Origin of the sequence: Enterobacter cloacae complex sp. EB5, from assembly GCF_031432835.1 — a bacterium.
GTDB classification, from domain to species: Bacteria; Pseudomonadota; Gammaproteobacteria; order Enterobacterales; family Enterobacteriaceae; genus Enterobacter; species Enterobacter hormaechei_C.
The window spans coordinates 636984-660851 of the sequence record NZ_CP133860.1 but is presented as its reverse complement, the minus strand read 5'-3'; the positions used below and the strand labels follow the sequence as shown (position 1 = coordinate 660851).

Genomic DNA, 23868 nt, shown 5'->3' with positions numbered 1-23868 from the left:
TATTCACGAAATGGATGAAAATAAGTGGTCGGATGAGTAGTAAAATTACAAACAAAGCGGTATTATTTTAACCAGGTCACAGATTTCACATTTTCCGGAGACGGTTTCCGGCCAACTACAGGGGAGAAAATTATGGATCTTTATAAAGAGTTTCCGGCTCATATCATTTTCATGCGTCGCACTTTCGCCGTAGTGGCTGGCGTGCTGGCCCTGCCAGTGATGCTGTTCTGGAAAGATCGCGCACGTTTCTACAGTTACCTGCACCGCGTCTGGGCGAAAACCAGCGAGAAGCCGGTGTGGATGGATCAGGCCGAGAAAGCGACCTGCGATTTCTACTGATACGGTGTGACATCGTAGCCATAAAAAAACCGCCTACAGCAATGTGGCGGTTTTTTTGTCCCTCGGGATTCGCGGTCCGTTGGGTAATCTTGCAGCCCCTACCCGGGATTTTTATCATACCCTTCTTTAAAAAGTTCGCAATCCGCTTCACCTTTATAAATTCCTAATTTTACTGAAATAACTTACTTTTGGCGTTGGTGTTAATTATGATGCCACGTCCCTTTCCGCCATCTCGCAAATGGGCATCGGTCCTGGGAAAGGTGTATCCATAGCCGTAAAGCAGCCCGCCTACCCGGGCTTGTGTCCACCGATTTATCACCGGTGGTGATAGGTGGAGCGGTTAGCAGCAGGGACCGCATAGTGAAACGCTATTTATGCATCGCGTTCATTGTCGCCAGCGCACTCGTTGTAAAGCGTGATAAACCGGATGTGTTTATTGCCTTTACCCCGATAGCGCAGGACAAGTAGCGTTAAGGCCGCCTCGGGCGGCCTTTTTTATTTCATCCCGTCTACACTTCATGGCAAAGTAGTTCAATGCATGCCTTTTTCCTTTTACGGCATGCCCTTACGGACATAATGGACAATTGCCTGGAGTTTTATGCCCACCCATCTGGTTTGGTTTCGCGCGGATTTACGCATTCACGACAACTTCGCTCTCGCGGCGGCCTGCCGCGCTAAAGACGCGAATGTGCTGGCCCTGTTTATCGCCACGCCTGAACAGTGGCGGCAGCACGACATGGCGCCCCGGCAAGCGGCATTACTCAGCGCGTATCTGAATGACCTGCAACATTCACTGGCCGAAAAAGGCATTCCGCTGATCTATAAAGAGGTCCATGATTTTGCCGCGCAGCGCCAGACGGTGCAGGCAATCTGCCAGCAGCACGCAGTAACGCATCTTTATTACAACTATCAGTATGAATTCAACGAGCAACAGCGGGATCGTCAACTGGAGAAAACCCTTGCGGGCGTGGTCTGTGAAGGCTTTGATGACAGCGTGATGCTCGCCCCGGGCAGCGTAATGACCGGCAGTCACGAGATGTATAAAGTTTTCACGCCGTTTAAAAATGCCTTTATCAAACGCCTGAAAGAGGGGCTGCCTGAGTGCGTTACCGCCCCGGCCGTGAGAGGGGATACGATAACGGATCTGCCTGAGATCAAGCTGAATTATCCTCAGCAGTCGTTCGATGAAACACTATTCCCCGCCAGCGAGAAAGCGGCCATCGCCCGGTTGCGTCAGTTCTGCGCGCAGGGGGCGGCGGAGTACGAGGCGCGTCGGGATTTTCCAGCGATTGAGGGCACCAGTCGCTTGTCGGCCTGTTTAGCGCTGGGCGCGCTCTCTCCGCGCCAGTGTTTACATCGCCTGCTGGCGGAACAGCCTCAGGCCTTAGACGGGGGGGCGGGCGCAGTGTGGCTGAACGAACTGATCTGGCGTGAGTTTTATCGCCATCTGATGACGTATCATCCTGATTTGTGTAAACATCGGCCCTTTATTCACTGGACCGAACAGGTACAGTGGCAGTCGAATGAGAAGCTGATTAAGGCATGGCAGCATGGGCTCACCGGCTTCCCGATTGTTGATGCGGCTATGCGGCAGCTCAATGAAACCGGGTGGATGCATAACCGTCTGCGTATGATTACCGCCAGCTTCCTGGTGAAGGATCTGCTTATCGACTGGCGAACCGGAGAGCGTTATTTTATCTCTCAGCTGATCGATGGCGATCTGGCGGCGAATAACGGCGGCTGGCAGTGGGCGGCCTCCACCGGAACGGATGCGGCTCCCTATTTTCGGATCTTCAATCCGACCACGCAGGGGCAACGATTTGATGCCGACGGCGAGTTTATCCGTCGCTGGCTGCCGGAGCTTAAGGATGTCCCCGCCAAAGCCATTCATGAACCCTGGGTATGGGCGGATAAACAGCGTGTTACCCTGAACTATCCCCGTCCCATTGTCGACCATAAACAGGCGCGCGTCGCCACGCTGGCGGCGTACGAAGCCGCCCGAAAAGTTTGAGAGAATGATGATGAAAAACAGTGAACTGGAACGCATGATTAACGAAAAACTCAATACGGCTTCGTTTAGCGACTACGGCCCGAATGGCTTGCAGGTGGAGGGGCGCGAGACGGTGCAAAAAATCATCACCGGCGTCACGGCAAGCCAGGCGCTGCTGGATGAGGCGGTGCGCCAGGAAGCCGATGCGGTGATTGTCCACCACGGTTATTTCTGGAAAAACGAATCACCGATTATTCGCGGCATGAAGCGCAACCGACTCAAAACGCTGCTGGCGAATGATATCAACCTGTACGGCTATCACCTGCCGCTCGATGCGCATCCTGAGCTGGGGAACAACGTTCAGCTTGCGCAGCTGCTGGGGATTACCGTGATGGGTGAAATTGAACCCCTGGTGCCGTGGGGCGAACTGTCGATGCCAGTTCCGGGTCTGGAGCTGGCCTCGTGGATCGAAGCACGCCTGGGGCGTCGTCCGCTGTGGTGCGGCGACACCGGGCCGGATACCGTGAAGCGCGTGGCATGGTGCACCGGCGGCGGTCAGGGCTTTATTGACAGCGCGGCGCGTTTTGGTGTCGACGCCTTCATTACCGGCGAAGTCTCTGAGCAGACTATTCACTCAGCCCGTGAACAAGGCCTGCATTTTTACGCGGCAGGCCATCACGCCACCGAGCGTGGCGGCATCCGCGCCCTCAGCGAGTGGCTGACGGAAAATACCGATCTGGATGTGACGTTTATTGATATCCCTAATCCGGCCTGATGAGAGGTAGTTAAGTGCAGCGAGCGCGTTGTTATCTTCTGGGTGAAACCGCGGTAGTTCTGGAGCTTGAGCCTCCGGTGACGCTTGCCACGCAAAAGCGTATCTGGCGTCTGGCTCAGCGATTGCCCGAGCTACCCGGCGTGGTTGAAGCTATTCCGGGTATGAATAATATCACCGTGGTGCTGCGTGATCCGCACACGGGGGCGCTGGATGCCATTGAGCGTCTGCAACGCTGGTGGGAGGAGAGCGAGGCGCTGGAGCCGGAATCACGGACGATTGAGATCCCGGTTGTCTATGGCGGCAAGGGAGGTCCCGACCTTGGCGTGGTGGCCGAACACTGTGGATTAACGGAGAAGCAGGTTGTGGAGCTGCATAGCTCAGTCGACTATGTTGTCTGGTTTTTGGGATTTCAGCCGGGTTTCCCCTATCTGGGCGGGTTATCGCCCCAGCTGCATACGCCGCGCCGGGCTGAGCCGCGCCTGAGCGTACCGGCGGGCAGCGTGGCGATTGGTGGCGAGCAAACGGGAGTTTATCCGCTCGCTTCGCCGGGAGGCTGGCAGCTGATCGGGCACACGTCCACGCCGTTATTTGAACCCGGCCATGACGCGCCAATACTCCTGCGTCCGGGGGATACCCTGCGCTTTATCCCGCAGAAGGAGGGGGTATGTTAACGCTTATTCGTGCAGGGCTTTACACCTCGGTACAGGATGCCGGCCGTTTTGGACTGCGTCAGTCAGGCGTGAGCTACTGCGGCGCGCTTGATCGCCCTTCGCTGGAGATTGCCAACCTGCTGGTAGGTAACGCAGGCAGCACGGCGGCGTTAGAAATTACGCTGGGTCAGTGCGTGATTGAGTTTGGTCAGGAAACCTGGTTTGCCTTAACCGGCGCGGGCTGTGACGCGACGCTGGACGGCAAAGCGGTGTGGACCGGCTGGCGCCTGCGGGCGAAGGCCGGGCAGCGTCTGACCCTCAAGCGTCCTCTGCACGGCGTGCGCAGCTATCTTGCGGTGGCGGGGGGTATCGACGTGCCTGAGGTGTTGGGCTCATCCAGCACCGATCAGAAAGCGGGAATGGGCGGCCATGAAGGGCGGCTGCTGCGCGACGGCGATCGTCTGCGAATAAAGACCTCAACGCGCCATTTCACCACCACGCAGGGCGTGAAACAGCTGCTGTGGGGGAACGTGATCCGCGCCTTACCGGGGCCGGAATATCAGGAGTTTGATGAAGCCGCGAAAGAGTCTTTCTGGCGCTCGCCGTGGAAGATCAGCCCGCAGAGTAACCGCATGGGTTACCGGCTTCAGGGCCAGCCGCTGACCCGCACGACTGACCGGGAGCTGCTTTCCCATGGTCTGTTGCCGGGGGTGATTCAGGTGCCGGGCAACGGGCAGCCCATCGTACTGATGAACGATGCGCAAACCACGGGGGGATATCCGCGTATTGCCTGCATTATCGAAGCGGATCGCTACCATCTGGCGCAAATTCCTCTCGGTCAGCCCATTCATTTTGTGCAGTGTTCGCTGGAGGAGGCGCTGAAAGCCCGGCAGGATCAGCAGCGTTATCTCGAACAGCTGGCGTGGAGGCTCGATGGTAAAGATTGATTTAAACGCCGATCTGGGGGAGGGCAGCAGCGCCGATGCAGCGCTGATGACGCTGGTCTCCTCGGTGAACATCGCCTGCGGGTTTCATGCCGGCGATGCGCAGACCATGCTGGCGAGCGTGCGCAATGCCATGAAAAACGGCGTGGCGATTGGCGCTCACCCCAGCTTTCCCGACCGGGAAAACTTTGGTCGCACGGCGATGGATCTGCCCCCTGAGACGGTTTACGCGCAAATGCTCTACCAGATCGGCGCGCTGGAGGCGATAGTGCGCGCTGAGAATGGCGTGTTGCGCCACGTCAAGCCGCACGGCATGCTCTATAACCAGGCGGCGAAAGATCCGGTGCTGGCGGATGCCATTGCCCGCGCGGTGCGGGACTGTAATCCGCAACTGATTCTGGTGGGCCTGGCGGGCAGCGAGCTTATTCGTGCCGGAGAACGGCTGGGGCTGACTACGCGGCAGGAAGTGTTTGCCGATCGGGGATACCTGCCGGACGGTAGCCTGGTTCCGCGTACGCAGGCCGGTGCGCTGATCGCCGACGAAGGTAAAGCGCTGGCGCAGACCCTGGAGATGGTGCGCTTCGGGCGAGTAACCTCAACGGAGGGTACAACGGCAAACGTTCAGGCTGATACGGTGTGCTTACACGGTGACGGCGAGCATGCGCTCCAGTTTGCGCGACGCCTGCGGGCGGCGTTCTCGGAAGAGGGCATTGTTGTCAGCGCAGAATAATCATGAAAGGACAAAAACATGCCTGAAGGTCCGGAGATCCGCCGCGCGGCGGATAGCCTGGAGGCGGCGATAAAGGGCAAACCTTTGACAAACGTCTGGTTTGCCTTTCCTCAACTCAAGCCGTTTGAATCGCAGTTGGTGGGGCAGACGGTGACCCACATTGAAACGCGCGGCAAAGCGTTACTCACCCACTTTTCCCATAACCTGACGTTATATAGCCATAATCAGCTTTACGGTGTCTGGCGGGTGGTGGAGGCGGACGAGCAGCCGCAAACGACCCGCGTGCTGCGCGTGCGGCTACAAACGGCGGATAAGGCGATCCTGCTCTACAGCGCCTCTGATATCGAAATGTTAACGCCGGAGCAGCTGCTGGCGCATCCGTTCTTACAGCGGGTCGGGCCGGACGTGCTGGACATGCGTCTGACGGCAAGCGATGTGAAAGCCCGGTTGTTATCCTCCACATTCCGCAACCGACAGTTTTCCGGGCTGTTGCTCGATCAGGCATTTCTGGCGGGGCTGGGAAACTACCTGCGGGTGGAGATCCTCTGGGAAGTGGGGCTGGCGCCGCAGCGCAAAGCGTCGCAACTGAGCGATGAACAACTGGAGGCGCTGTCGCACGCGTTACTGGATATTCCACGGCTGTCGTACAACACGCGTGGCGTGGTGGATGAGAACAAGCATCACGGGGCGCTGTTCCGCTTCAAGGTGTTTCATCGGGCGGGTAAAAAGTGCGAGCGGTGCGGCGGGGTGATTGAGAAGGCGACGATCTCTTCCAGACCGTTTTACTGGTGTCCGAACTGTCAGAAATAATAAAGCCGGGTGGCGGAGGTAAAAGCAAAACGGCAACGAAAGTTGCCGTTTTTAATGGTTTCACCCTCTCCCTGTGGGAGAGGGCCGGGGTGAGGGCATCAGGCCGCACCCAACGTCTGTTAGCGCTTCAGATCAGACTTAAAATCACGCTGCTCGTAGCCGGTATACAGCTGACGAGGACGAGCGATCTTCATGCCTTCGCTGTGCATTTCGTTCCAGTGCGCAATCCAGCCCACGGTACGCGCCATGGCGAAGATCACGGTGAACATGGAAGACGGAATACCCATCGCTTTCAGAATAATGCCAGAGTAGAAATCGACGTTTGGGTAGAGTTTCTTCTCGATGAAGTACGGGTCGTTCAGCGCGATGTGTTCCAGCTCCATCGCCACTTCCAGCAGATCATCTTTCGTGCCCAGCTCTTTCAGCACTTCGTGGCAGGTCTCACGCATGACGGTGGCGCGCGGGTCGTAGTTTTTGTAAACACGATGACCGAAGCCCATCAGACGGAAGGAGTCATTCTTGTCTTTCGCGCGGCGCACGAACTCTGGAATGTGCTCAACGGAGCTGATCTCTTCCAGCATCTTCAGTGCTGCTTCGTTCGCGCCGCCGTGCGCCGGTCCCCACAGGGAAGCGATACCCGCCGCGATACAGGCGAACGGGTTCGCGCCGGAAGAGCCCGCGGTACGGACGGTAGAGGTCGAGGCGTTCTGTTCGTGGTCAGCGTGCAGGATCAGAATACGGTCCATCGCGCGTTCCAGCACCGGGTTCACTTCGTACTCTTCGCACGGCGTGGAGAACATCATGCGCAGGAAGTTACCCGCGTAGGAGAGGTCGTTGCGTGGATACACAAACGGCTGGCCGATAGAGTATTTGTAACACATCGCCGCCATGGTAGGCATTTTGGACAGCAGACGGAACGCCGCGATATCACGGTGACGTGGGTTATTCACGTCCAGAGAATCGTGGTAGAACGCCGCCAGCGCACCGGTGATACCGCACATGACCGCCATCGGGTGAGAGTCACGACGGAACGCATGGAACAGACGGGTAATCTGCTCATGGATCATGGTGTGACGGGTCACGGTGGTTTTAAATTCATCGTACTGCGCCTGCGTCGGTTTTTCGCCGTTCAGCAGGATGTAGCACACTTCCAGATAGTTGGATTCGGTGGCTAACTGATCGATGGGGAAGCCGCGATGGAGCAGGATACCTTCGTCACCGTCAATGTAGGTGATTTTGGATTCGCAAGATGCGGTGGAGGTGAATCCAGGGTCAAAGGTGAATACCCCTTTTGAACCCAGCGTACGGATATCAATAACATCCTGACCGAGCGTGCCTTTTAGCACATCCAGTTCAATAGCATCATCACCATTTAGGGTGAGTTTTGCCTTTGTATCAGCCATTTACGGTCTCCTTAGCGCCTTATGCTTAAGACTGCGCTTTACCGGATTTGCTTTCAGCTGTTAATCATCGTTACCAGATTGTTATTTGGCTTACCGCTCAGCTCACGAGGAGAAACCAGGGTACAGAGCTATGGCGCCTTGCAGGTAAACGAATGAAATATCAGTGAAACAACAGCAAATCAGCGTTTTTGCAGTCCGAATTATTCAAACCTGTATATCACTAATAACTGTCCTGATAACTTCGGTCAATACCATCACACTGTTACATAACTATTTGTCAGGTGAAAGAGAGACCTCATAACTTTTGCGCATTATATGCCTTTTCTGATGACGTTTGTAACAATATTGTTTAACATTTGTCAAATCAGATGATTAAAAATTAAAAAGATGTTGTTATCGTGACCCCGATCACTGTTCCAGAGAAAACCCAACAAACTGTATGTAGGTTAATTGTAATGATTTTGTGAACGGCCTATACTGCCGCCAGGTCTCCGGAACACCCTGCAATCCCGAGCCACCCAGCGTTGTAACGTGTCGTTTTAGCATTTGGAAGCAATGTTTTGCATGACGCGCAGTTATAGAAAAGGAACGCTGTCTGACCCGCATCGCAGTCCGGAGGAAGGAAACAATAAGAACAGCATGTGGGCGTTATTCATGATAAGAAATGTGAAAAAACAAAGACCTGTCAATCTGGATCTCAAAACGATCCGATTCCCTGTAACAGCAATAGCGTCCATTCTGCACCGTGTTTCTGGTGTGATTACGTTTGTGGCGGTCGGTATCTTGCTGTGGTTACTGGGAACCAGCCTCTCATCCCCTGAAGGATTCCTCCAGGCCTCAGCCATTATGAACAGCTTCTTCGTGAAATTTATCATGTGGGGCATTCTGACCGCGCTGGCCTATCACGTGGTTGGCGGCGTTCGCCATATGCTGATGGACTTTGGCTACCTGGAAGAGACGTTCGAGGCCGGTAAACGTACCGCTAACATTTCATTTGTGATCACTGTCGTGCTTTCACTTCTCGCAGGAGTTCTCGTATGGTAAGCAACGCCTCCGCATTAGGACGCAACGGCGTACATGACTTCATCCTGGTCCGTGCTACCGCCATCGTTCTCACCCTTTACATCATCTATATGATCGGTTTCTTCGCGACCAGCGGGACGCTGACGTGGGAAATCTGGAGTGGTTTCTTCGGATCGGCCTTCACCAAAGTGTTCACCCTGCTGGCCCTGTTCTCCATCCTTATTCATGCCTGGATTGGCATGTGGCAGGTGTTGACCGATTACGTTAAACCGCTGGCGATTCGCCTTCCGCTGCAACTGATTATTGTTGTTGCTCTGCTGGTTTACGTCATTTATGGATTTGTTGTGGTGTGGGGTGTGTAATGAAACTGCCAGTCAGAGAATTTGATGCTGTTGTGATTGGTGCGGGTGGCGCAGGTATGCGCGCCGCACTGCAAATTTCCCAGAGCGGCCAGACCTGTGCGCTGCTCTCTAAAGTATTCCCGACCCGTTCCCACACTGTGTCTGCGCAGGGCGGTATCACCGTTGCGCTGGGTAATTCCCATGAAGATAACTGGGAATGGCACATGTACGATACGGTAAAAGGTTCCGATTACATCGGTGACCAGGATGCCATCGAATATATGTGTAAAACTGGCCCGGAAGCGATTCTGGAGCTGGACCACATGGGTCTGCCGTTCTCCCGTCTGGAAAATGGCACCATCTATCAGCGTCCGTTTGGCGGCCAGTCGAAAAACTTCGGCGGCGAGCAGGCGGCACGTACCGCAGCGGCAGCTGACCGTACCGGCCACGCGCTGCTGCACACGCTGTATCAGCAGAACCTGAAAAACCACACCACCATCTTCTCCGAGTGGTATGCGCTGGATCTGGTGAAAAACGCCGATGGCGCCGTGGTGGGTTGTACCGCCCTGTGCATCGAAACCGGTGAAGTGGTCTACTTCAAAGCCCGCGCAACCGTGCTGGCGACCGGCGGCGCAGGCCGTATCTATCAGTCCACTACCAATGCCCATATCAACACCGGTGACGGCGTTGGGATGGCGATCCGCGCTGGCGTGCCGGTGCAGGACATGGAGATGTGGCAGTTCCACCCAACCGGTATCGCCGGGGCGGGCGTACTGGTGACAGAAGGCTGCCGTGGTGAAGGCGGCTACCTGCTGAACAAACATGGCGAGCGCTTTATGGAGCGTTATGCGCCGAACGCGAAAGACCTGGCGGGCCGTGACGTGGTGGCGCGTTCCATCATGATCGAAATCCGTGAAGGCCGCGGCTGTGACGGCCCTTGGGGTCCACACGCGAAGCTGAAACTCGACCATCTGGGTAAAGAAGTACTGGAATCCCGTCTGCCGGGCATTCTGGAGCTGTCCCGCACCTTCGCGCACGTCGACCCGGTGAAAGAGCCAATTCCGGTTATCCCAACCTGTCACTACATGATGGGCGGTATTCCGACCAAAGTGACCGGTCAGGCGCTGACCGTGAACGAGCAGGGCGAAGACGTGGTCATCCCTGGCCTGTTCGCGGTAGGCGAAATTGCCTGCGTATCCGTGCACGGCGCAAACCGTCTGGGCGGCAACTCCCTGCTGGACCTGGTGGTGTTTGGTCGTGCGGTGGGGCTGCATCTCCAGGAATCTATTGCCGAGCAGGGCGCGCTGCGTGATGCGACCGACGACGAAATCGATGCCTCTCTTGAGCGGCTCAACCGCTGGAACGGCAACCGTAACGGCGAAGATCCGGTGGAGATCCGTAAAGCGTTGCAGGAGTGTATGCAGCACAACTTCTCGGTATTCCGTGAAGGTGACGCGATGGCCAAAGGGCTTGAGCAGCTGAAAGCGATCCGCGAGCGTCTGAAAAATGCTCGTCTGGACGATACCTCAAGCGAGTTCAACACCCAGCGCGTTGAGTGCCTGGAGCTGGATAACCTGATGGAAACCGCGTTCGCCACTGCGATGTCGGCAAACTTCCGTACCGAAAGCCGTGGCGCCCATAGCCGCTTCGACTTCCCGGATCGTGATGACGAAAACTGGCTGTGCCATTCCCTGTATCTGCCAGAGTCGGAAACCATGACGCGTCGTAGCGTTAACATGGAACCGAAACTGCGTCCGGCGTTCCCGCCGAAGATTCGTACTTACTAATGCGGAGACAGGATAATGAAACTCGAATTCTCAGTTTATCGTTATAACCCGGATGTAGACGATGCTCCGCGTATGCAGGATTACACCCTCGAAGCGGAAGAAGGTCGTGACATGATGCTGCTGGATGCCTTAATCCAGCTGAAAGAGAAAGATCCTACGCTGTCGTTCCGCCGCTCCTGCCGTGAAGGGGTGTGTGGCTCTGACGGTGTGAACATGAACGGCAAAAACGGTCTGGCCTGTATCACGCCAATTTCAGCGCTACAGCGTCCTGGCCAGAAAATTGTCATCCGTCCTCTGCCTGGCCTGCCGGTCGTGCGTGATTTGGTGGTGGACATGGGGCAATTCTATGCACAATATGAGAAGATTAAGCCTTACTTATTGAATAATGGGCAAAATCCACCCGCTCGCGAGCACTTACAGTCTCCTGAGCAGCGTGAAAAACTCGATGGGTTGTACGAGTGTATTCTCTGTGCATGCTGTTCAACGTCATGCCCGTCATTCTGGTGGAACCCGGATAAATTTATCGGCCCTGCGGGTCTGCTGGCTGCCTATCGCTTCCTGATCGACAGCCGCGATACCGAAACCGAGAATCGTCTGGAAGGGCTAAGTGACGCTTTCAGCGTATTCCGCTGCCATAGCATCATGAACTGCGTCAGTGTGTGTCCTAAGGGGCTGAACCCGACGCGCGCCATCGGCCATATTAAGTCGATGTTGTTGCAGCGCAGTGCGTAAGTAACAACGCCGGATGGCGCTGCGCTTATCCGGCCTACGTAACAGTAGGCCCGGTAAGCGTAGCGTCACCGGGCAAATTGCAGAAACCTTTAAAAACTGCCAGATAAGTAAATAATCGAGACGTTCAGCGCGAGACAAGGCGCGGTTGAACGAATCCCCTGGAGCATAGTTGACTATGTGACTGGGGTGAGTGAAAGCCGCAACGCAGTCGCAGCCGGAACGACGAAGATTATTTAGACAGTTTCTAAAGGTTCCTTCGCGGGCCACAAAGAGCTCGCAGGTGAACCCCGGCACGTACACATGGTGTGCGTGGTAGTTTCTACGGCGAAAGTAAGCATAAAAATGCTTAAGGGATCACGATGCAGAACGGCGCAATGAAAGCCTGGCTGGACTCTTCTTACCTCTCTGGTTCAAACCAGAGCTGGATAGAACAGCTCTATGAAGACTTCTTAACCGATCCTGACTCAGTGGACGCAAACTGGCGTTCCATGTTCCAGCAGTTGCCTGGTACAGGGGTCAAACCGGATCAATTCCATTCAAAAACACGTGATTATTTCCGTCGTCTGGCGAAGGATGCCTCACGTTACTCTTCTGCGATTTCCGACCCTGACACCAATGCGAAGCAGGTTAAAGTCCTGCAACTTATCAACGCTTATCGCTTCCGTGGTCACCAGCATGCGAATCTCGATCCGCTGGGACTGTGGCAGCAGGAACGTGTAGCGGATCTCGATCCGGCTTATCACGATCTGACCGAGGCCGATTTCCAGGAAAGCTTTAACGTAGGTTCCTTTGCCATCGGCAAAGACACGATGAAGCTGGGCGATCTGATTGACGCGCTCAAGCAAACCTACTGCGGCTCCATCGGCGCGGAATATATGCACATTACCTCCACCGAAGAGAAACGCTGGATCCAGCAGCGTATCGAATCCGTGGCAGGCCACGCGAATTTCTCAGCAGAAGAGAAAAAACGTTTCCTCAGCGAATTGACCGCAGCGGAAGGCCTTGAGCGCTATCTGGGCGCGAAATTCCCTGGCGCAAAACGCTTCTCACTGGAGGGCGGCGATGCGTTAGTCCCGATGCTGAAAGAGCTGATTCGTCATGCCGGTAAGAGCGGCACGCGCGAAGTGGTGCTGGGCATGGCGCACCGTGGTCGCCTGAACGTGCTGGTTAACGTGCTGGGTAAAAAGCCGCAGGATCTGTTCGACGAATTTGCGGGTAAACATAAAGAGCACCTCGGCACCGGTGACGTGAAGTACCACATGGGCTTCTCGTCAGATATCGAAACCGAGGGCGGTCAGGTTCACCTGGCGCTGGCGTTTAACCCGTCGCACCTGGAAATCGTCAGCCCGGTAGTTATCGGTTCCGTGCGTGCGCGTCTGGATCGTCTGGACGAGCCGAGCAGCAATAAAGTGCTGCCAATCACCATTCACGGTGATGCGGCGGTCACAGGGCAGGGCGTGGTTCAGGAAACCCTGAACATGTCGAAAGCGCGTGGTTATGAAGTGGGCGGTACCGTTCGCATCGTGATCAACAACCAGGTGGGCTTCACCACCTCTAACCCGCTGGATGCGCGTTCCACCCCGTACTGCACCGACATCGGTAAAATGGTTCAGGCGCCCATCTTCCACGTTAACGCGGATGACCCGGAAGCCGTTGCTTTCGTGACCCGTCTGGCGCTGGACTTCCGTAACACCTTCAAGCGCGATGTGTTCATTGACCTCTTCTGCTACCGCCGTCACGGCCACAACGAAGCGGATGAGCCAAGTGCAACCCAGCCGCTGATGTACCAGAAAATCAAAAAACACCCGACGCCGCGTAAAATCTATGCTGACAAGCTGGAAAGCGAAAAAGTGGCGACGCTGGAAGATGCGACCGAAATGGTCAACCTCTACCGCGACGCGCTGGACGCGGGTGAATGCGTGGTCAAAGAGCTGCGCCCAATGAACATGCACTCCTTTACCTGGTCGCCGTATCTCAACCACGAGTGGGACGAGAGCTACCCGAACAAGGTTGAGATGAAGCGTTTGCAGGAGCTGGCTAAACGCATCAGCACCGTGCCGGAAGCGATCGAGATGCAGTCCCGCGTGGCCAAGATCTATGGCGATCGCCAGGCAATGGCGGCGGGTGAGAAGCTGTTCGACTGGGGCGGCGCGGAAACGCTGGCCTATGCGACGCTGGTTGACGAAGGTATTCCGGTTCGTCTGTCCGGTGAAGATGCGGGTCGTGGCACCTTCTTCCACCGTCATGCGGTTGTACACAACCAGTCTAACGGTTCAACGTACACTCCGCTTCAGCACGTGCATAACGGTCAGGGCCAGTTCAAGGTCTGGGACTCCGTGCTGTCAGAAGAAGCGGTTCTGGCCTTCGAATACGGCTACGCCACCGCAGAACCCCGCACCCTGACCATCTGGGAAGCGCAGTTCGGTGACTTCGCCAACGGTGCGCAGGTCGTCATCGACCAGTTCATCTCCTCCGGTGAGCAGAAGTGGGGCCGTATGTGCGGTCTGGTGATGCTGCTGCCGCACGGCTATGAAGGACAAGGTCCGGAGCACTCCTCCGCGCGTCTGGAGCGTTATCTGCAACTCTGCGCCGAGCAGAACATGCAGGTTTGCGTGCCGTCCACCCCGGCTCAGGTTTACCACATGCTGCGTCGTCAGGCGCTGCGCGGTATGCGCCGTCCGCTGGTAGTCATGTCGCCAAAATCCCTGCTGCGCCATCCGCTGGCGGTCTCCAGCCTGGAAGAGCTGGCAAACGGCACCTTCCTGCCGGCCATCGGTGAAATTGACGAGCTGGATCCGCAGGCCGTTAAGCGTGTCGTAATGTGTTCTGGTAAGGTTTATTACGACCTGCTGGAACAGCGCCGTAAGAACGATCAGAAAGATGTCGCCATCGTGCGTATCGAACAGCTTTATCCGTTCCCGCATCAGGCGATGCAGGAAGTGCTGAAACAGTACGCTCACGTTCATGATTTTGTCTGGTGCCAGGAAGAGCCGCTCAACCAGGGCGCATGGTATTGCAGCCAGCATCATTTCCGTGAAGTGATTCCATTTGGGTCTGCCCTGCGTTATGCAGGTCGCCCGGCCTCCGCCTCTCCGGCGGTAGGGTATATGTCCGTTCACCAGAAGCAGCAACAAGATCTGGTCAATGACGCGCTGAACGTCGATTAATTAAAGGATACATAATGAGTAGCGTAGATATTCTTGTTCCCGACCTGCCTGAGTCCGTAGCAGATGCAACCGTCGCCACCTGGCACAAAAAACCAGGCGACGCGGTAACCCGTGACGAAGTGCTGGTAGAAATCGAAACTGACAAAGTGGTACTGGAAGTACCGGCTTCAGCGGATGGCATTCTGGATGCAGTCCTGGAAGATGAAGGTACGACCGTTACTTCTCGCCAGATCCTGGGTCGCCTGCGTGAAGGCAACAGCGCGGGCAAAGAGTCCAGCGCCAAATCTGAAGAGAAAGCGTCTACCCCGGCCCAGCGCCAGCAGGCGTCTCTGTCCGATCAGACCAACGACACGCTCAGCCCGGCGATCCGTCGCCTGCTGGCTGAGCACAGCCTTGATCCGGCAGCCATCAAAGGCACCGGCGTGGGTGGCCGTCTGACGCGTGAAGACATCGACAAGCATCTGGCAAAAGCGCCTTCTGAGGCGAAAGCGGAAGCGAAAGCCCCTGCGGCAGCACCAGCGGCACAGCCCGCTCTGGGCGCTCGTAGCGAAAAACGCGTGCCTATGACCCGCCTGCGTAAGCGCGTGGCCGAGCGTCTGCTGGAAGCGAAAAACTCCACCGCGATGCTGACCACCTTTAACGAAGTCAACATGAAGCCAATCATGGATCTGCGCAAGCAGTACGGTGACGCGTTTGAAAAACGTCACGGTATCCGTCTGGGCTTCATGTCCTTCTACGTGAAAGCGGTAGTTGAAGCGCTGAAACGCTACCCGGAAGTGAACGCGTCTATCGATGGCGATGACGTGGTTTACCACAACTACTTCGACGTCAGCATGGCGGTTTCTACCCCACGCGGCCTGGTTACCCCAGTTCTGCGTGACGTAGACACCCTGGGTATGGCTGACATTGAGAAGAAAATCAAAGAGCTGGCCGTGAAAGGCCGCGACGGCAAGCTGACCGTTGAGGATCTGACCGGCGGTAACTTCACCATTACCAACGGTGGTGTGTTCGGCTCGCTGATGTCTACCCCGATCATCAACCCGCCGCAGAGCGCGATCCTGGGTATGCACGCCATTAAAGATCGTCCAATGGCGGTAGACGGTAAAGTGGAGATCCTGCCGATGATGTACCTGGCGCTCTCTTACGATCACCGCCTGATCGACGGCCGCGAGTCCGTAGGCTTCCTGGTTGCCATTAAAGAGCTGCTGGAAGATCCAACGCGTCTGCTGCTGGACGTCTAGTTTTTGCAGTCTTGCCCGGCGGCGCGTTGCTTGCCGGGCCTACAAAGCACTACCTAACGATTACCTGAAGGATGGATAGAACACATGAACTTACATGAATATCAGGCCAAACAGCTGTTTGCCCGGTATGGCTTACCGGCTCCGGTGGGTTATGCCTGTACTACCCCGCGTGAAGCAGAAGAAGCCGCGTCTAAAATCGGTTCCGGCCCGTGGGTAGTTAAATGTCAGGTTCACGCTGGTGGCCGTGGTAAAGCGGGCGGTGTGAAGGTTGTTAAGAGCAAAGAAGAGATCCGTGCGTTTGCTGAACATTGGCTCGGCAAGCGTCTGGTAACCTACCAGACAGATGCGAACGGCCAGCCGGTTAACCAGATCCTGGTTGAAGCGGCAACCGACATCGCGAAAGAACTGTACCTCGGCGCAGTCGTAGACCGTAGCTCCCGTCGCGTGGTGTTCATGGCGTCTACCGAAGGCGGCGTGGAAATCGAAAAAGTGGCGGAAGAGACTCCGCACCTGATCCACAAAGTGGCTATCGATCCGCTGGCGGGCCCAATGCCTTACCAGGGTCGTGAGCTGGCGTTCAAACTAGGTCTGGAAGGCAAGCTGGTTCAGCAGTTCACCAAGATCTTCATGGGTCTGGCGACCATCTTCCTGGAGCGCGATCTGGCGCTGATCGAGATCAACCCGCTGGTGATCACCACCCAGGGCGACCTGATCTGCCTCGACGGCAAGCTGGGCGCTGACGGCAACGCGCTGTTCCGCCAGTCCGATCTGCGTGAAATGCGCGATCAGTCTCAGGAAGATCCGCGTGAAGCGCAGGCTGCACAGTGGGAACTGAACTACGTGGCGCTGGATGGCAACATCGGCTGCATGGTTAACGGTGCGGGCCTGGCAATGGGCACCATGGACATCGTTAAGCTGCACGGCGGTGAGCCAGCGAACTTCCTCGACGTGGGCGGTGGCGCAACTAAAGAGCGCGTAACCGAAGCGTTCAAAATCATTCTCTCTGACAGCAACGTGAAAGCGGTTCTGGTGAACATCTTCGGCGGTATCGTACGTTGCGACCTGATCGCCGACGGTATCATCGGCGCGGTAGAAGAAGTGGGCGTTAACGTTCCGGTTGTTGTACGTCTGGAAGGGAACAACGCTGAACTCGGCGCGAAAAAACTGGCTGACAGCGGCCTGAATATTATTGCAGCGAAAAGTCTGACGGATGCAGCTCAGCAGGTTGTTGCCGCAGTGGAGGGGAAATAATGTCCGTTTTAATTAATAAAGATACCAAGGTTATCTGCCAGGGCTTCACCGGTAGCCAGGGGACTTTCCACTCCGAACAGGCGATTGCCTACGGTACGCAGATGGTTGGCGGCGTAACGCCAGGTAAAGGCGGCACCACGCACCTGGGCCTGCCGGTGTTCAACACCGTGCGTGAAGCGGTAGAAGCGACGGGCGCAACCGCGACCGTGATCTACGTTCCGGCGCCGTTCTGCAAAGACTCTATTCTGGAAGCGATCGACGCAGGCATTAAGCTGATCATCACCATCACCGAAGGCATCCCGACGCTGGATATGCTGACCGTGAAGGTGAAGCTGGACGAAGCAGGCGTGCGCATGATCGGCCCGAACTGCCCAGGCGTTATCACTCCGGGCGAATGCAAAATCGGCATCATGCCGGGCCACATTCATCGCCCAGGCAAAGTGGGCATCGTGTCCCGTTCCGGTACCCTGACCTATGAAGCGGTTAAGCAGACTACCGACTACGGTTTCGGTCAGTCCACCTGCGTGGGCATCGGCGGTGACCCGATCCCGGGCTCTAACTTCATCGACATCCTGAAGCTGTTCCAGGAAGATCCACAGACCGAAGCGATCGTGATGATCGGTGAGATCGGTGGTAGCGCGGAAGAAGAAGCGGCTGCTTACATCAAAGATCATGTGACCAAGCCGGTGGTGGGTTACATCGCAGGTGTGACCGCGCCGAAAGGCAAACGTATGGGTCACGCGGGCGCGATTATCGCAGGCGGTAAAGGTACGGCTGATGAGAAATTCGCAGCACTGGAAGCCGCAGGCGTGAAAACCGTTCGCAGCCTGGCGGATATCGGTGAAGCACTGAAATCCATCATTAAGTAAGTCCTCTCTGCTCCCCGAATGGGGCGCGTTGAAGTATAAAAAAATGTCCGTTTCGACATGGTTGGCCGCTGTAAAGCGGCCTTTTTTTATTGTCTGCGTTTAGCCACCAGAGTGAATTTATAGTCGTCGGTGTTAAACACGTTGCGACTGTATTCAAATACCCGGCCGTCTTTCAGAAAGCCGCGGGAGACTTTTTCCAGAATCGGTTTTGCCGGATCGATCGCCAGGGCGGCAATCGCCTCGTCCGATGGCATGACTGGCACCAGCTCCTGCTCGCTGCGATCGATAACCATCTTTTTGATCTGCTCAATGTAATGGTATTTCGACTGTTCCATCACTTCCCAGGTGAGGTCGGGGAACATCGCCAGCGGCATCCATGTCTCTTCCAGATTCACCGGCTTTTCCCTGATGAAGCGTACGCGCTTGACGTGCCAGACTTTATCATCCGGATTGAGCGCCAGTTTTGCCGCGAGCCGCTCATCGGCTTTCACCACTTCGAAGACGCTGACGTCGCTGTGCGTATCGACGTTGCGATCCGCCAGCTTTTCGTAAAAGCCGGTGAGCTGATAAATATCGTAATTCACCCGCTCCTCTTTTACATACGAGCCGCTGCCCTGAATACTTTCGATGATCTGCTCGTCGGCGAGCAGCTTCAGCGCCTGCCGCACGGTGACACGGCTGACGCTAAACGCCTCCTGAAGGCTGGATTCCGTCGGCAGCGCGTCGCCAGGTTTTAACTCACCGGCATTAATTTTCTCGCGGAACGCATCGGCGATCTGCCGGTACATCGGTTTATTGCCCATTGTGTCGCGCCTTTTAAATACCTTTTCAGGGAATTATGCCTTCAGCGGTAAATTTGTAAATAATACAAATAAGATACAAATATCGGTGTTAGTGAAAATGATCACATAAATGTATTATCCGGTCTGCCACAATCCTCCCCAGACAATAACTTTGGATAGGTGAGGATCTTTATGAACCTGACGACTCTGACCGACCCCCGTGCTGTCTGCGTGCAGGCGCAGTTCACCAGCCGTGATGAGGCAATCCGTCAGCTTGCGACGCGGCTGGTGGCGTTGGGCAAAATAGCCGACGCCGATACGTTTCTGGCAGACGTTTTCCATCGGGAATCGCTTGGCCCGACGGCGCTGGGCGAGGGGCTGGCCGTACCCCATGGTAAATCAGTGGCGGTAAAGGAAGCGGCTTTTGCTGTGGCCACACTGCGCGAGCCGCTGGCCTGGGAAGGCGTGGACGGGCCGGAGGAGGTCGAGCTGATTTTTCTGCTCGCCATTCCTCCCGCTCAAGCGGGGTCAACGCATATTCAGGTCCTGACGGAACTGACGTCTCGCCTGGCGGATGACGAGCTCAGGGCGCGCGTGATGACGGCGACCAGCGCGGAAGCGGTGCTTGCGGCGCTGGAAACGGCGCCTGACGCACAAGAAACCGCCGTTGCGGAGAATGCCCCGACGATCGTCTGCGTAACCGCCTGTCCGGCCGGGATCGCCCATACCTACATGGCAGCGGAATATCTCGAAAAAGCGGGACGTAAGCTCGGCGTCAATGTGGTGGTCGAAAAGCAGGGGGCGAATGGTATTGAGGGGCGCATCACCGCGCAGCAGTTGCAGGAGGCAAAAGCGTGTATCTTCGCGGCGGAAGTGGCGATCAAAGAGCGTGAGCGTTTTCAGGGGATCCCCGCCATTTCCGTGCCTGTCGCGGAACCCTTGCGCCATGCGGAAGCGCTCATTGAGCGTGCGCTGGCGCTACAGCCTGTATCCGATGCGCGTCCTGCGCACGTCGACTCGGACGCGAAAAAGTGCGTTAAAACCGAACTCAAGCAGGCGCTGCTCAGCGGTATCTCTTTTGCGGTGCCGCTGATTGTCGCTGGCGGCACGGTGCTGGCCGTGTCGGTACTGCTGGCGCAAATCCTGGGCTTGCAGCATCTGTTCGATCAGGAAAACTCGTGGCTGTGGATGTACCGCAAACTGGGCGGCGGGATGCTCGGTATTCTGATGGTGCCTGTTCTGGCGGCCTATACCGCTTACTCGCTGGCGGATAAACCTGCACTTACGCCCGGCTTTGCGGCGGGTCTTGCCGCCAATATGATCGGCTCTGGTTTTCTCGGGGCCATCGTCGGCGGGCTGATTGCGGGCTACCTGATGCGCTGGGTGAAAAACCACATCCGGCTGAGTAGCCGCTACAACGGCTTTCTGACCTTTTATCTCTATCCGGTGATTGGTGTGCTGGGCGCAGGCAGCCTGATACTGTTTGTGATCGGCGAACCGGTGGCCTGGATCAATAACGCCCTGACCGCCTGGCTTAACGGTCTGTCCGGCGCGAACGCGCTGCTGCTGGGGGCGATCCTGGGCTTTATGTGCTCGTTCGATCTGGGCGGTCCGGTCAACAAAGCCTCTTACGCGTTCTGTCTGGGAGCGATGGCCAATGGCGTATACGGGCCTTATGCGATTTTTGCCTCCGTCAAAATGGTATCGGCCTTTACCGTGACGGCATCAACGATGCTGGCTCCGAACCTGTTCAAACAGTTCGAAATTGAAACCGGCAAGTCCACATGGCTGCTGGGGCTGGCGGGCATCACCGAAGGGGCAATTCCGATGGCTATCGAAGATCCGCTGCGGGTCATCGGCTCATTTGTTCTGGGGTCAATGGCGACCGGAGCGATTGTCGGGGCGATGGGGATTGGGCTATCCACCCCAGGCGCGGGCATTTTCTCGCTCTTCTTACTGCATGATGCCGGGATGGGCGGCGTGATGGCCGCTGTTGGCTGGTTTGGCGCCGCGCTGATTGGCGCCGCAATCTCTACGCTCATTTTACTGCTCTGGCGACGCCAGGCCGTGAAGAGCGGCACCTACGTGACTGAAGACATACCATCGTAAACACGCACTGACAGGAAACGAAGATGAAAGCTGTATCTCGCGTTCATATCACGCCACATATGCACTGGGACCGGGAGTGGTACTTCACCACCGAAGCGTCACGTATTCTTCTGGTCAATAATATGGAAGAGATCCTCACCCGTCTTGAGCAGGACGCAGAGTATAAATACTACGTTCTCGACGGCCAGACGGCGGTGCTGGAAGATTATTTTGCCGTAAAACCGGAAAACAGGCCACGCGTGAAGGCGCTGGTGGCGGCCGGGAAGCTGATTATCGGGCCGTGGTATACCCAGACGGACACCACCCTTGTCTCCGGCGAGTCGATTGTCCGAAATCTGATGTACGGCATTCGCGACTGTCTGGCCTTTGGCGAGCCGATGAAAATTGGCTATCTGCCGGACTCCTTCGGCATGTCCTCCCAGCTGCCGCACATTTACAACGGTTTTGGCATCACGCGCACCATGTTCTGGCGCGGGTGTTCCGAGCGGCACGGTACCGATAAAACCGAATTTCTCTGGCAAAGTCAGGACGGTAGCGAAGTGACGGCACAGGTGCTACCGCTGGGCTACGCGATTGGTAAGTACTTACCGGAGGATGAGGCCGGGCTGCGCAAACGGCTCGACACGTACTTCGAGGTGCTGGAAAAAGCCTCCGTGACGAAAGAAATTTTACTGCCTAACGGCCATGATCAGATGCCGCTCCAGCAGAACATCTTTGCGGTGATGGATAAGCTGCGCGAAATCTATCCGCAGCGTCAGTTTGTGATGAGCCGCTTCGAGGAGGTGTTTGACCACATTGACGCGCACCGCGATGAACTGGCGACGCTGAAAGGGGAGTTTATTGACGGTAAATATATGCGGGTGCACCGGACGATAGGCTCCACGCGGATGGACATTAAAATCGCCCACGCCCGGATAGAGAATAAAATCGTCAACGTCCTTGAGCCGCTGGCCACGCTTGCCTGGACGCTGTGCTTTGAGTATCACCACGGCTTGCTGGAAAAAATGTGGAAAGAGATCCTCAAGAATCACGCCCACGACAGTATCGGCTGCTGCTGTAGTGACAAAGTGCATCGTGAGGTGATGTCACGCTTCGAGCTGGCGGAAGACATGGCCGATAACCTGACATGCTTCTATATGCGCAAGATTGTCGACAACATGCCGCAGAGCGAGGAAGACAAACTGGTGATATTTAACCTCACGCCCTGGCCGCGTGAGGAAGTGATTAACACCACGATACGTCTGCGTGCCAGCCAGTTCCGCCTGCTGGACGATAGGGGGAATGAAATCCCTTACTGCCTGCGCAGCGCGCGTGAAATCGACCCCGGCTTGATTGACCGGCAAATTGTACATTACGGCAACTACGATCCCTTTATGGAGTTTGATATCCAGCTCAATCAGATCCTGCCATCAATGGGCTACCGCACGCTCTATATCGAGCCGCACGTGGCTGGCAAGCTGCTGGCGGCAGAAAAATCGTCGGAGGCGTTACTGGAAAATGCTTTCTGGGAAATAACGTTAAACGACGACGGCACCCTGCGTCTGCTCGATAAAGCGTCCGGGCTTATCTATGACCGCGTGCTGGAAATAGAAGAGAGCTCGGATGATGGCGATGAGTACGACTACTCGCCTTCACGGGAAGAGTGGAGACTCACTTCCGCACAGGGCGAGCATGAGGTTGAGGTGATCCACGAGGCCTGGCAGAGCAGGGCGGTGATCCGCCATCGCATGGCGGTGCCGGCGGATCTCGCCGAACGTTCTGCGCGTCAGCAGACGGGAACGCTTGAGGCAGAGCTCACGGTCACGCTCAGCCATAACAGCCGACGTATCGACGTTGAGGCGCGTCTCGGAAATCACGCGGATGACCACCGTGTGCGGGTGCTGATCCCGACGCCATTTACCACAGACACGGTGTTAGCCGATACCCAGTTCGGTTCGCTGACGCGACCTGTACAGGATGAAGCGATGGCGAACTGGCAGGAGGAGGGCTGGAAGGAAGCGCCGCTGCCGGTGTGGAATCTGCTCAACTACGCGGTGCTCCAGGAACGGCGTAACGGGATGGCGCTGTTTACCGAAGGATTGCGCGAATTTGAAGTGACTGGCGAGCGTCAAAAAACGTTTGCCCTGACGTTGCTGCGCGGCGTGGGTGTGCTTGGGAAGGAAGATTTACTGCTGCGCCCCGGCAGACCGTCCGGGATCAAAATGCCGGTGCCTGATTCGCAGATGCGGGGCCAGTTAACCTGTCGCTTTAGCCTGTTCAGTTTTAATGGTACGCCCGTCAGTGCTGGCGTTGCGCAGCAGGCGAAGTCGTGGTTAACGCCAGTGCACTGTTATAACAAAATCCCGTGGGATGCGATGAAGCTTAACCGCGCCTCTTTCACCACTCCCTGTAGCTATAGCCTGCTAACGCTGGCGCCTAACGGATGCGTACTCAGTGCGCTGAAAAAAGCGGAGGATCGTGACGAGATGATTCTTCGTCTGTATAACCCTTCGGAGACCCGCTCCTGTGACGTGGCTTTGTCTGTGAACCGTGAGGTCCAGGCCTGTTGCGAAACGGACATGAATGAGTTGTGCAAAGCGCAAGGGGAGGAGGGTTCAGCCATTACGGGACCGTTCCGGCCAGGCCAGTCACGCACCTTCAGCATAAAAATTGAAAGGTAATCCTCAAAACAAAATAAAGGCCGCATTCCTGCGGCCTTTATTTCATCGAATAGTCACGAAACGGTGTTAATTTTAAGATTATTAAAGGTGAATGAAATGTAATCGTTTCGGCGGGTAGCAAAGCGAAAGAAAAATACTGTGAAGCTGATAACATTATATGTTTATCTTCCGGCAAAAAGCGTTTTTTCTCGTGCGTTAATAAAAATCACAACTGTTTATATTATCATCTGGCTTTTATAACCAATAACGCCTTTAAATATACATA

General features: G+C 56.0%; 19 protein-coding genes. 17 read left to right on the top strand and 2 right to left on the bottom strand.

The genetic code is table 11. The features are described from left to right. The first annotated feature begins 132 nt into the window (after positions 1-132). The 7 genes from RHN82_RS03240 to nei all read left to right on the top strand — a co-directional run bounded on the left by RHN82_RS03240 (position 133) and on the right by nei (position 6238). Positions 133-339, top strand: a complete 207-nt coding sequence (locus RHN82_RS03240) for a YbfA family protein (RefSeq protein WP_003858637.1) — start codon at positions 133-135, stop codon at positions 337-339. Positions 340-937: 598 nt separating this feature from the next. Beyond that, positions 938-2350 (top strand): deoxyribodipyrimidine photo-lyase, encoded by a 1413-nt coding sequence (gene phrB / locus RHN82_RS03235; RefSeq protein WP_047053024.1) that lies wholly within the window; start codon positions 938-940, stop codon positions 2348-2350. A 10-nt stretch (positions 2351-2360) separates the two neighbouring features. Beyond that, positions 2361-3104 (top strand): type 2 GTP cyclohydrolase I, encoded by a 744-nt coding sequence (locus RHN82_RS03230; RefSeq protein ID WP_047053156.1) that lies wholly within the window; start codon positions 2361-2363, stop codon positions 3102-3104. A gap of 14 nt (positions 3105-3118) precedes the next feature. Continuing rightward, positions 3119-3775: a 5-oxoprolinase subunit PxpB gene (pxpB, locus tag RHN82_RS03225; RefSeq protein ID WP_047053026.1), complete on the top strand. Its 657-nt coding sequence runs from the start codon at positions 3119-3121 to the stop codon at positions 3773-3775. Beyond that, positions 3769-4701 (top strand): 5-oxoprolinase subunit PxpC, encoded by a 933-nt coding sequence (gene pxpC / locus RHN82_RS03220; RefSeq protein ID WP_023315643.1) that lies wholly within the window; start codon positions 3769-3771, stop codon positions 4699-4701. Before pxpB ends, pxpC begins: the two co-directional genes overlap by 7 nt. Further along, the gene (gene pxpA, locus RHN82_RS03215) at positions 4688-5428 is read left to right on the top strand and encodes a 5-oxoprolinase subunit PxpA (RefSeq protein WP_047053158.1); all 741 of its coding nucleotides are present in this window, start codon (positions 4688-4690) and stop codon (positions 5426-5428) included. The genes pxpC and pxpA overlap by 14 nt, the downstream gene beginning before the upstream one ends. 18 nt (positions 5429-5446) lie before the next feature. Then, positions 5447-6238 (top strand): endonuclease VIII, encoded by a 792-nt coding sequence (gene nei, locus RHN82_RS03210; protein WP_047053028.1) that lies wholly within the window; start codon positions 5447-5449, stop codon positions 6236-6238. A gap of 119 nt (positions 6239-6357) precedes the next feature. Here the strand turns inward: nei and RHN82_RS03205 are convergent, their stop codons facing one another. Continuing rightward, entirely contained in the window at positions 6358-7641 is a 1284-nt protein-coding gene (locus RHN82_RS03205; RefSeq protein ID WP_003858624.1) for a citrate synthase, read from the bottom strand. A 639-nt stretch (positions 7642-8280) separates the two neighbouring features. On the opposite strand from RHN82_RS03205, the gene sdhC reads away from it, so the two are divergent. From sdhC to sucD, 8 genes are all read left to right on the top strand, one after another. Continuing rightward, positions 8281-8685: a succinate dehydrogenase cytochrome b556 subunit gene (gene sdhC / locus RHN82_RS03200; protein WP_026080740.1), complete on the top strand. Its 405-nt coding sequence runs from the start codon at positions 8281-8283 to the stop codon at positions 8683-8685. Then, positions 8679-9026: a succinate dehydrogenase membrane anchor subunit gene (gene sdhD / locus RHN82_RS03195; RefSeq protein WP_003858621.1), complete on the top strand. Its 348-nt coding sequence runs from the start codon at positions 8679-8681 to the stop codon at positions 9024-9026. The genes sdhC and sdhD overlap by 7 nt, the downstream gene beginning before the upstream one ends. Next, on the top strand, positions 9026-10792 hold the full coding sequence (gene sdhA / locus RHN82_RS03190; protein WP_003858619.1) for a succinate dehydrogenase flavoprotein subunit: 1767 nt from the start codon (positions 9026-9028) through the stop codon (positions 10790-10792). Before sdhD ends, sdhA begins: the two co-directional genes overlap by 1 nt. A gap of 15 nt (positions 10793-10807) precedes the next feature. Next, positions 10808-11524 (top strand): succinate dehydrogenase iron-sulfur subunit SdhB, encoded by a 717-nt coding sequence (gene sdhB / locus RHN82_RS03185; protein WP_017384969.1) that lies wholly within the window; start codon positions 10808-10810, stop codon positions 11522-11524. Positions 11525-11883: 359 nt separating this feature from the next. After that, complete coding sequence (gene sucA / locus RHN82_RS03180) at positions 11884-14691, top strand: 2-oxoglutarate dehydrogenase E1 component (RefSeq protein WP_003858615.1); 2808 nt, start codon at positions 11884-11886, stop codon at positions 14689-14691. 14 nt (positions 14692-14705) lie between these two features. Next, positions 14706-15932 (top strand): 2-oxoglutarate dehydrogenase complex dihydrolipoyllysine-residue succinyltransferase, encoded by a 1227-nt coding sequence (gene odhB, locus RHN82_RS03175; RefSeq protein ID WP_047053031.1) that lies wholly within the window; start codon positions 14706-14708, stop codon positions 15930-15932. Between the two features lie 84 nt (positions 15933-16016). Continuing rightward, positions 16017-17183: an ADP-forming succinate--CoA ligase subunit beta gene (sucC, locus tag RHN82_RS03170; protein WP_017384968.1), complete on the top strand. Its 1167-nt coding sequence runs from the start codon at positions 16017-16019 to the stop codon at positions 17181-17183. Further along, the gene (sucD, locus tag RHN82_RS03165) at positions 17183-18052 is read left to right on the top strand and encodes a succinate--CoA ligase subunit alpha (protein ID WP_003858609.1); all 870 of its coding nucleotides are present in this window, start codon (positions 17183-17185) and stop codon (positions 18050-18052) included. The genes sucC and sucD overlap by 1 nt, the downstream gene beginning before the upstream one ends. An 86-nt stretch (positions 18053-18138) precedes the next feature. Here the strand turns inward: sucD and RHN82_RS03160 are convergent, their stop codons facing one another. Beyond that, positions 18139-18855 carry a GntR family transcriptional regulator gene (locus tag RHN82_RS03160; protein ID WP_047053032.1) on the bottom strand — a complete coding sequence of 239 codons (717 nt, stop codon included), beginning with the start codon at positions 18853-18855 and terminating at the stop codon, positions 18139-18141. Between the two features lie 171 nt (positions 18856-19026). On the opposite strand from RHN82_RS03160, the gene mngA reads away from it, so the two are divergent. Both mngA and mngB read left to right on the top strand, forming a co-directional pair. After that, positions 19027-20943: a PTS 2-O-a-mannosyl-D-glycerate transporter subunit IIABC gene (gene mngA, locus RHN82_RS03155; RefSeq protein ID WP_047053034.1), complete on the top strand. Its 1917-nt coding sequence runs from the start codon at positions 19027-19029 to the stop codon at positions 20941-20943. A 23-nt stretch (positions 20944-20966) separates the two neighbouring features. Then, positions 20967-23603 (top strand): mannosylglycerate hydrolase, encoded by a 2637-nt coding sequence (gene mngB / locus RHN82_RS03150; protein ID WP_047053035.1) that lies wholly within the window; start codon positions 20967-20969, stop codon positions 23601-23603. The last annotated feature ends 265 nt before the right edge of the window (positions 23604-23868 follow it).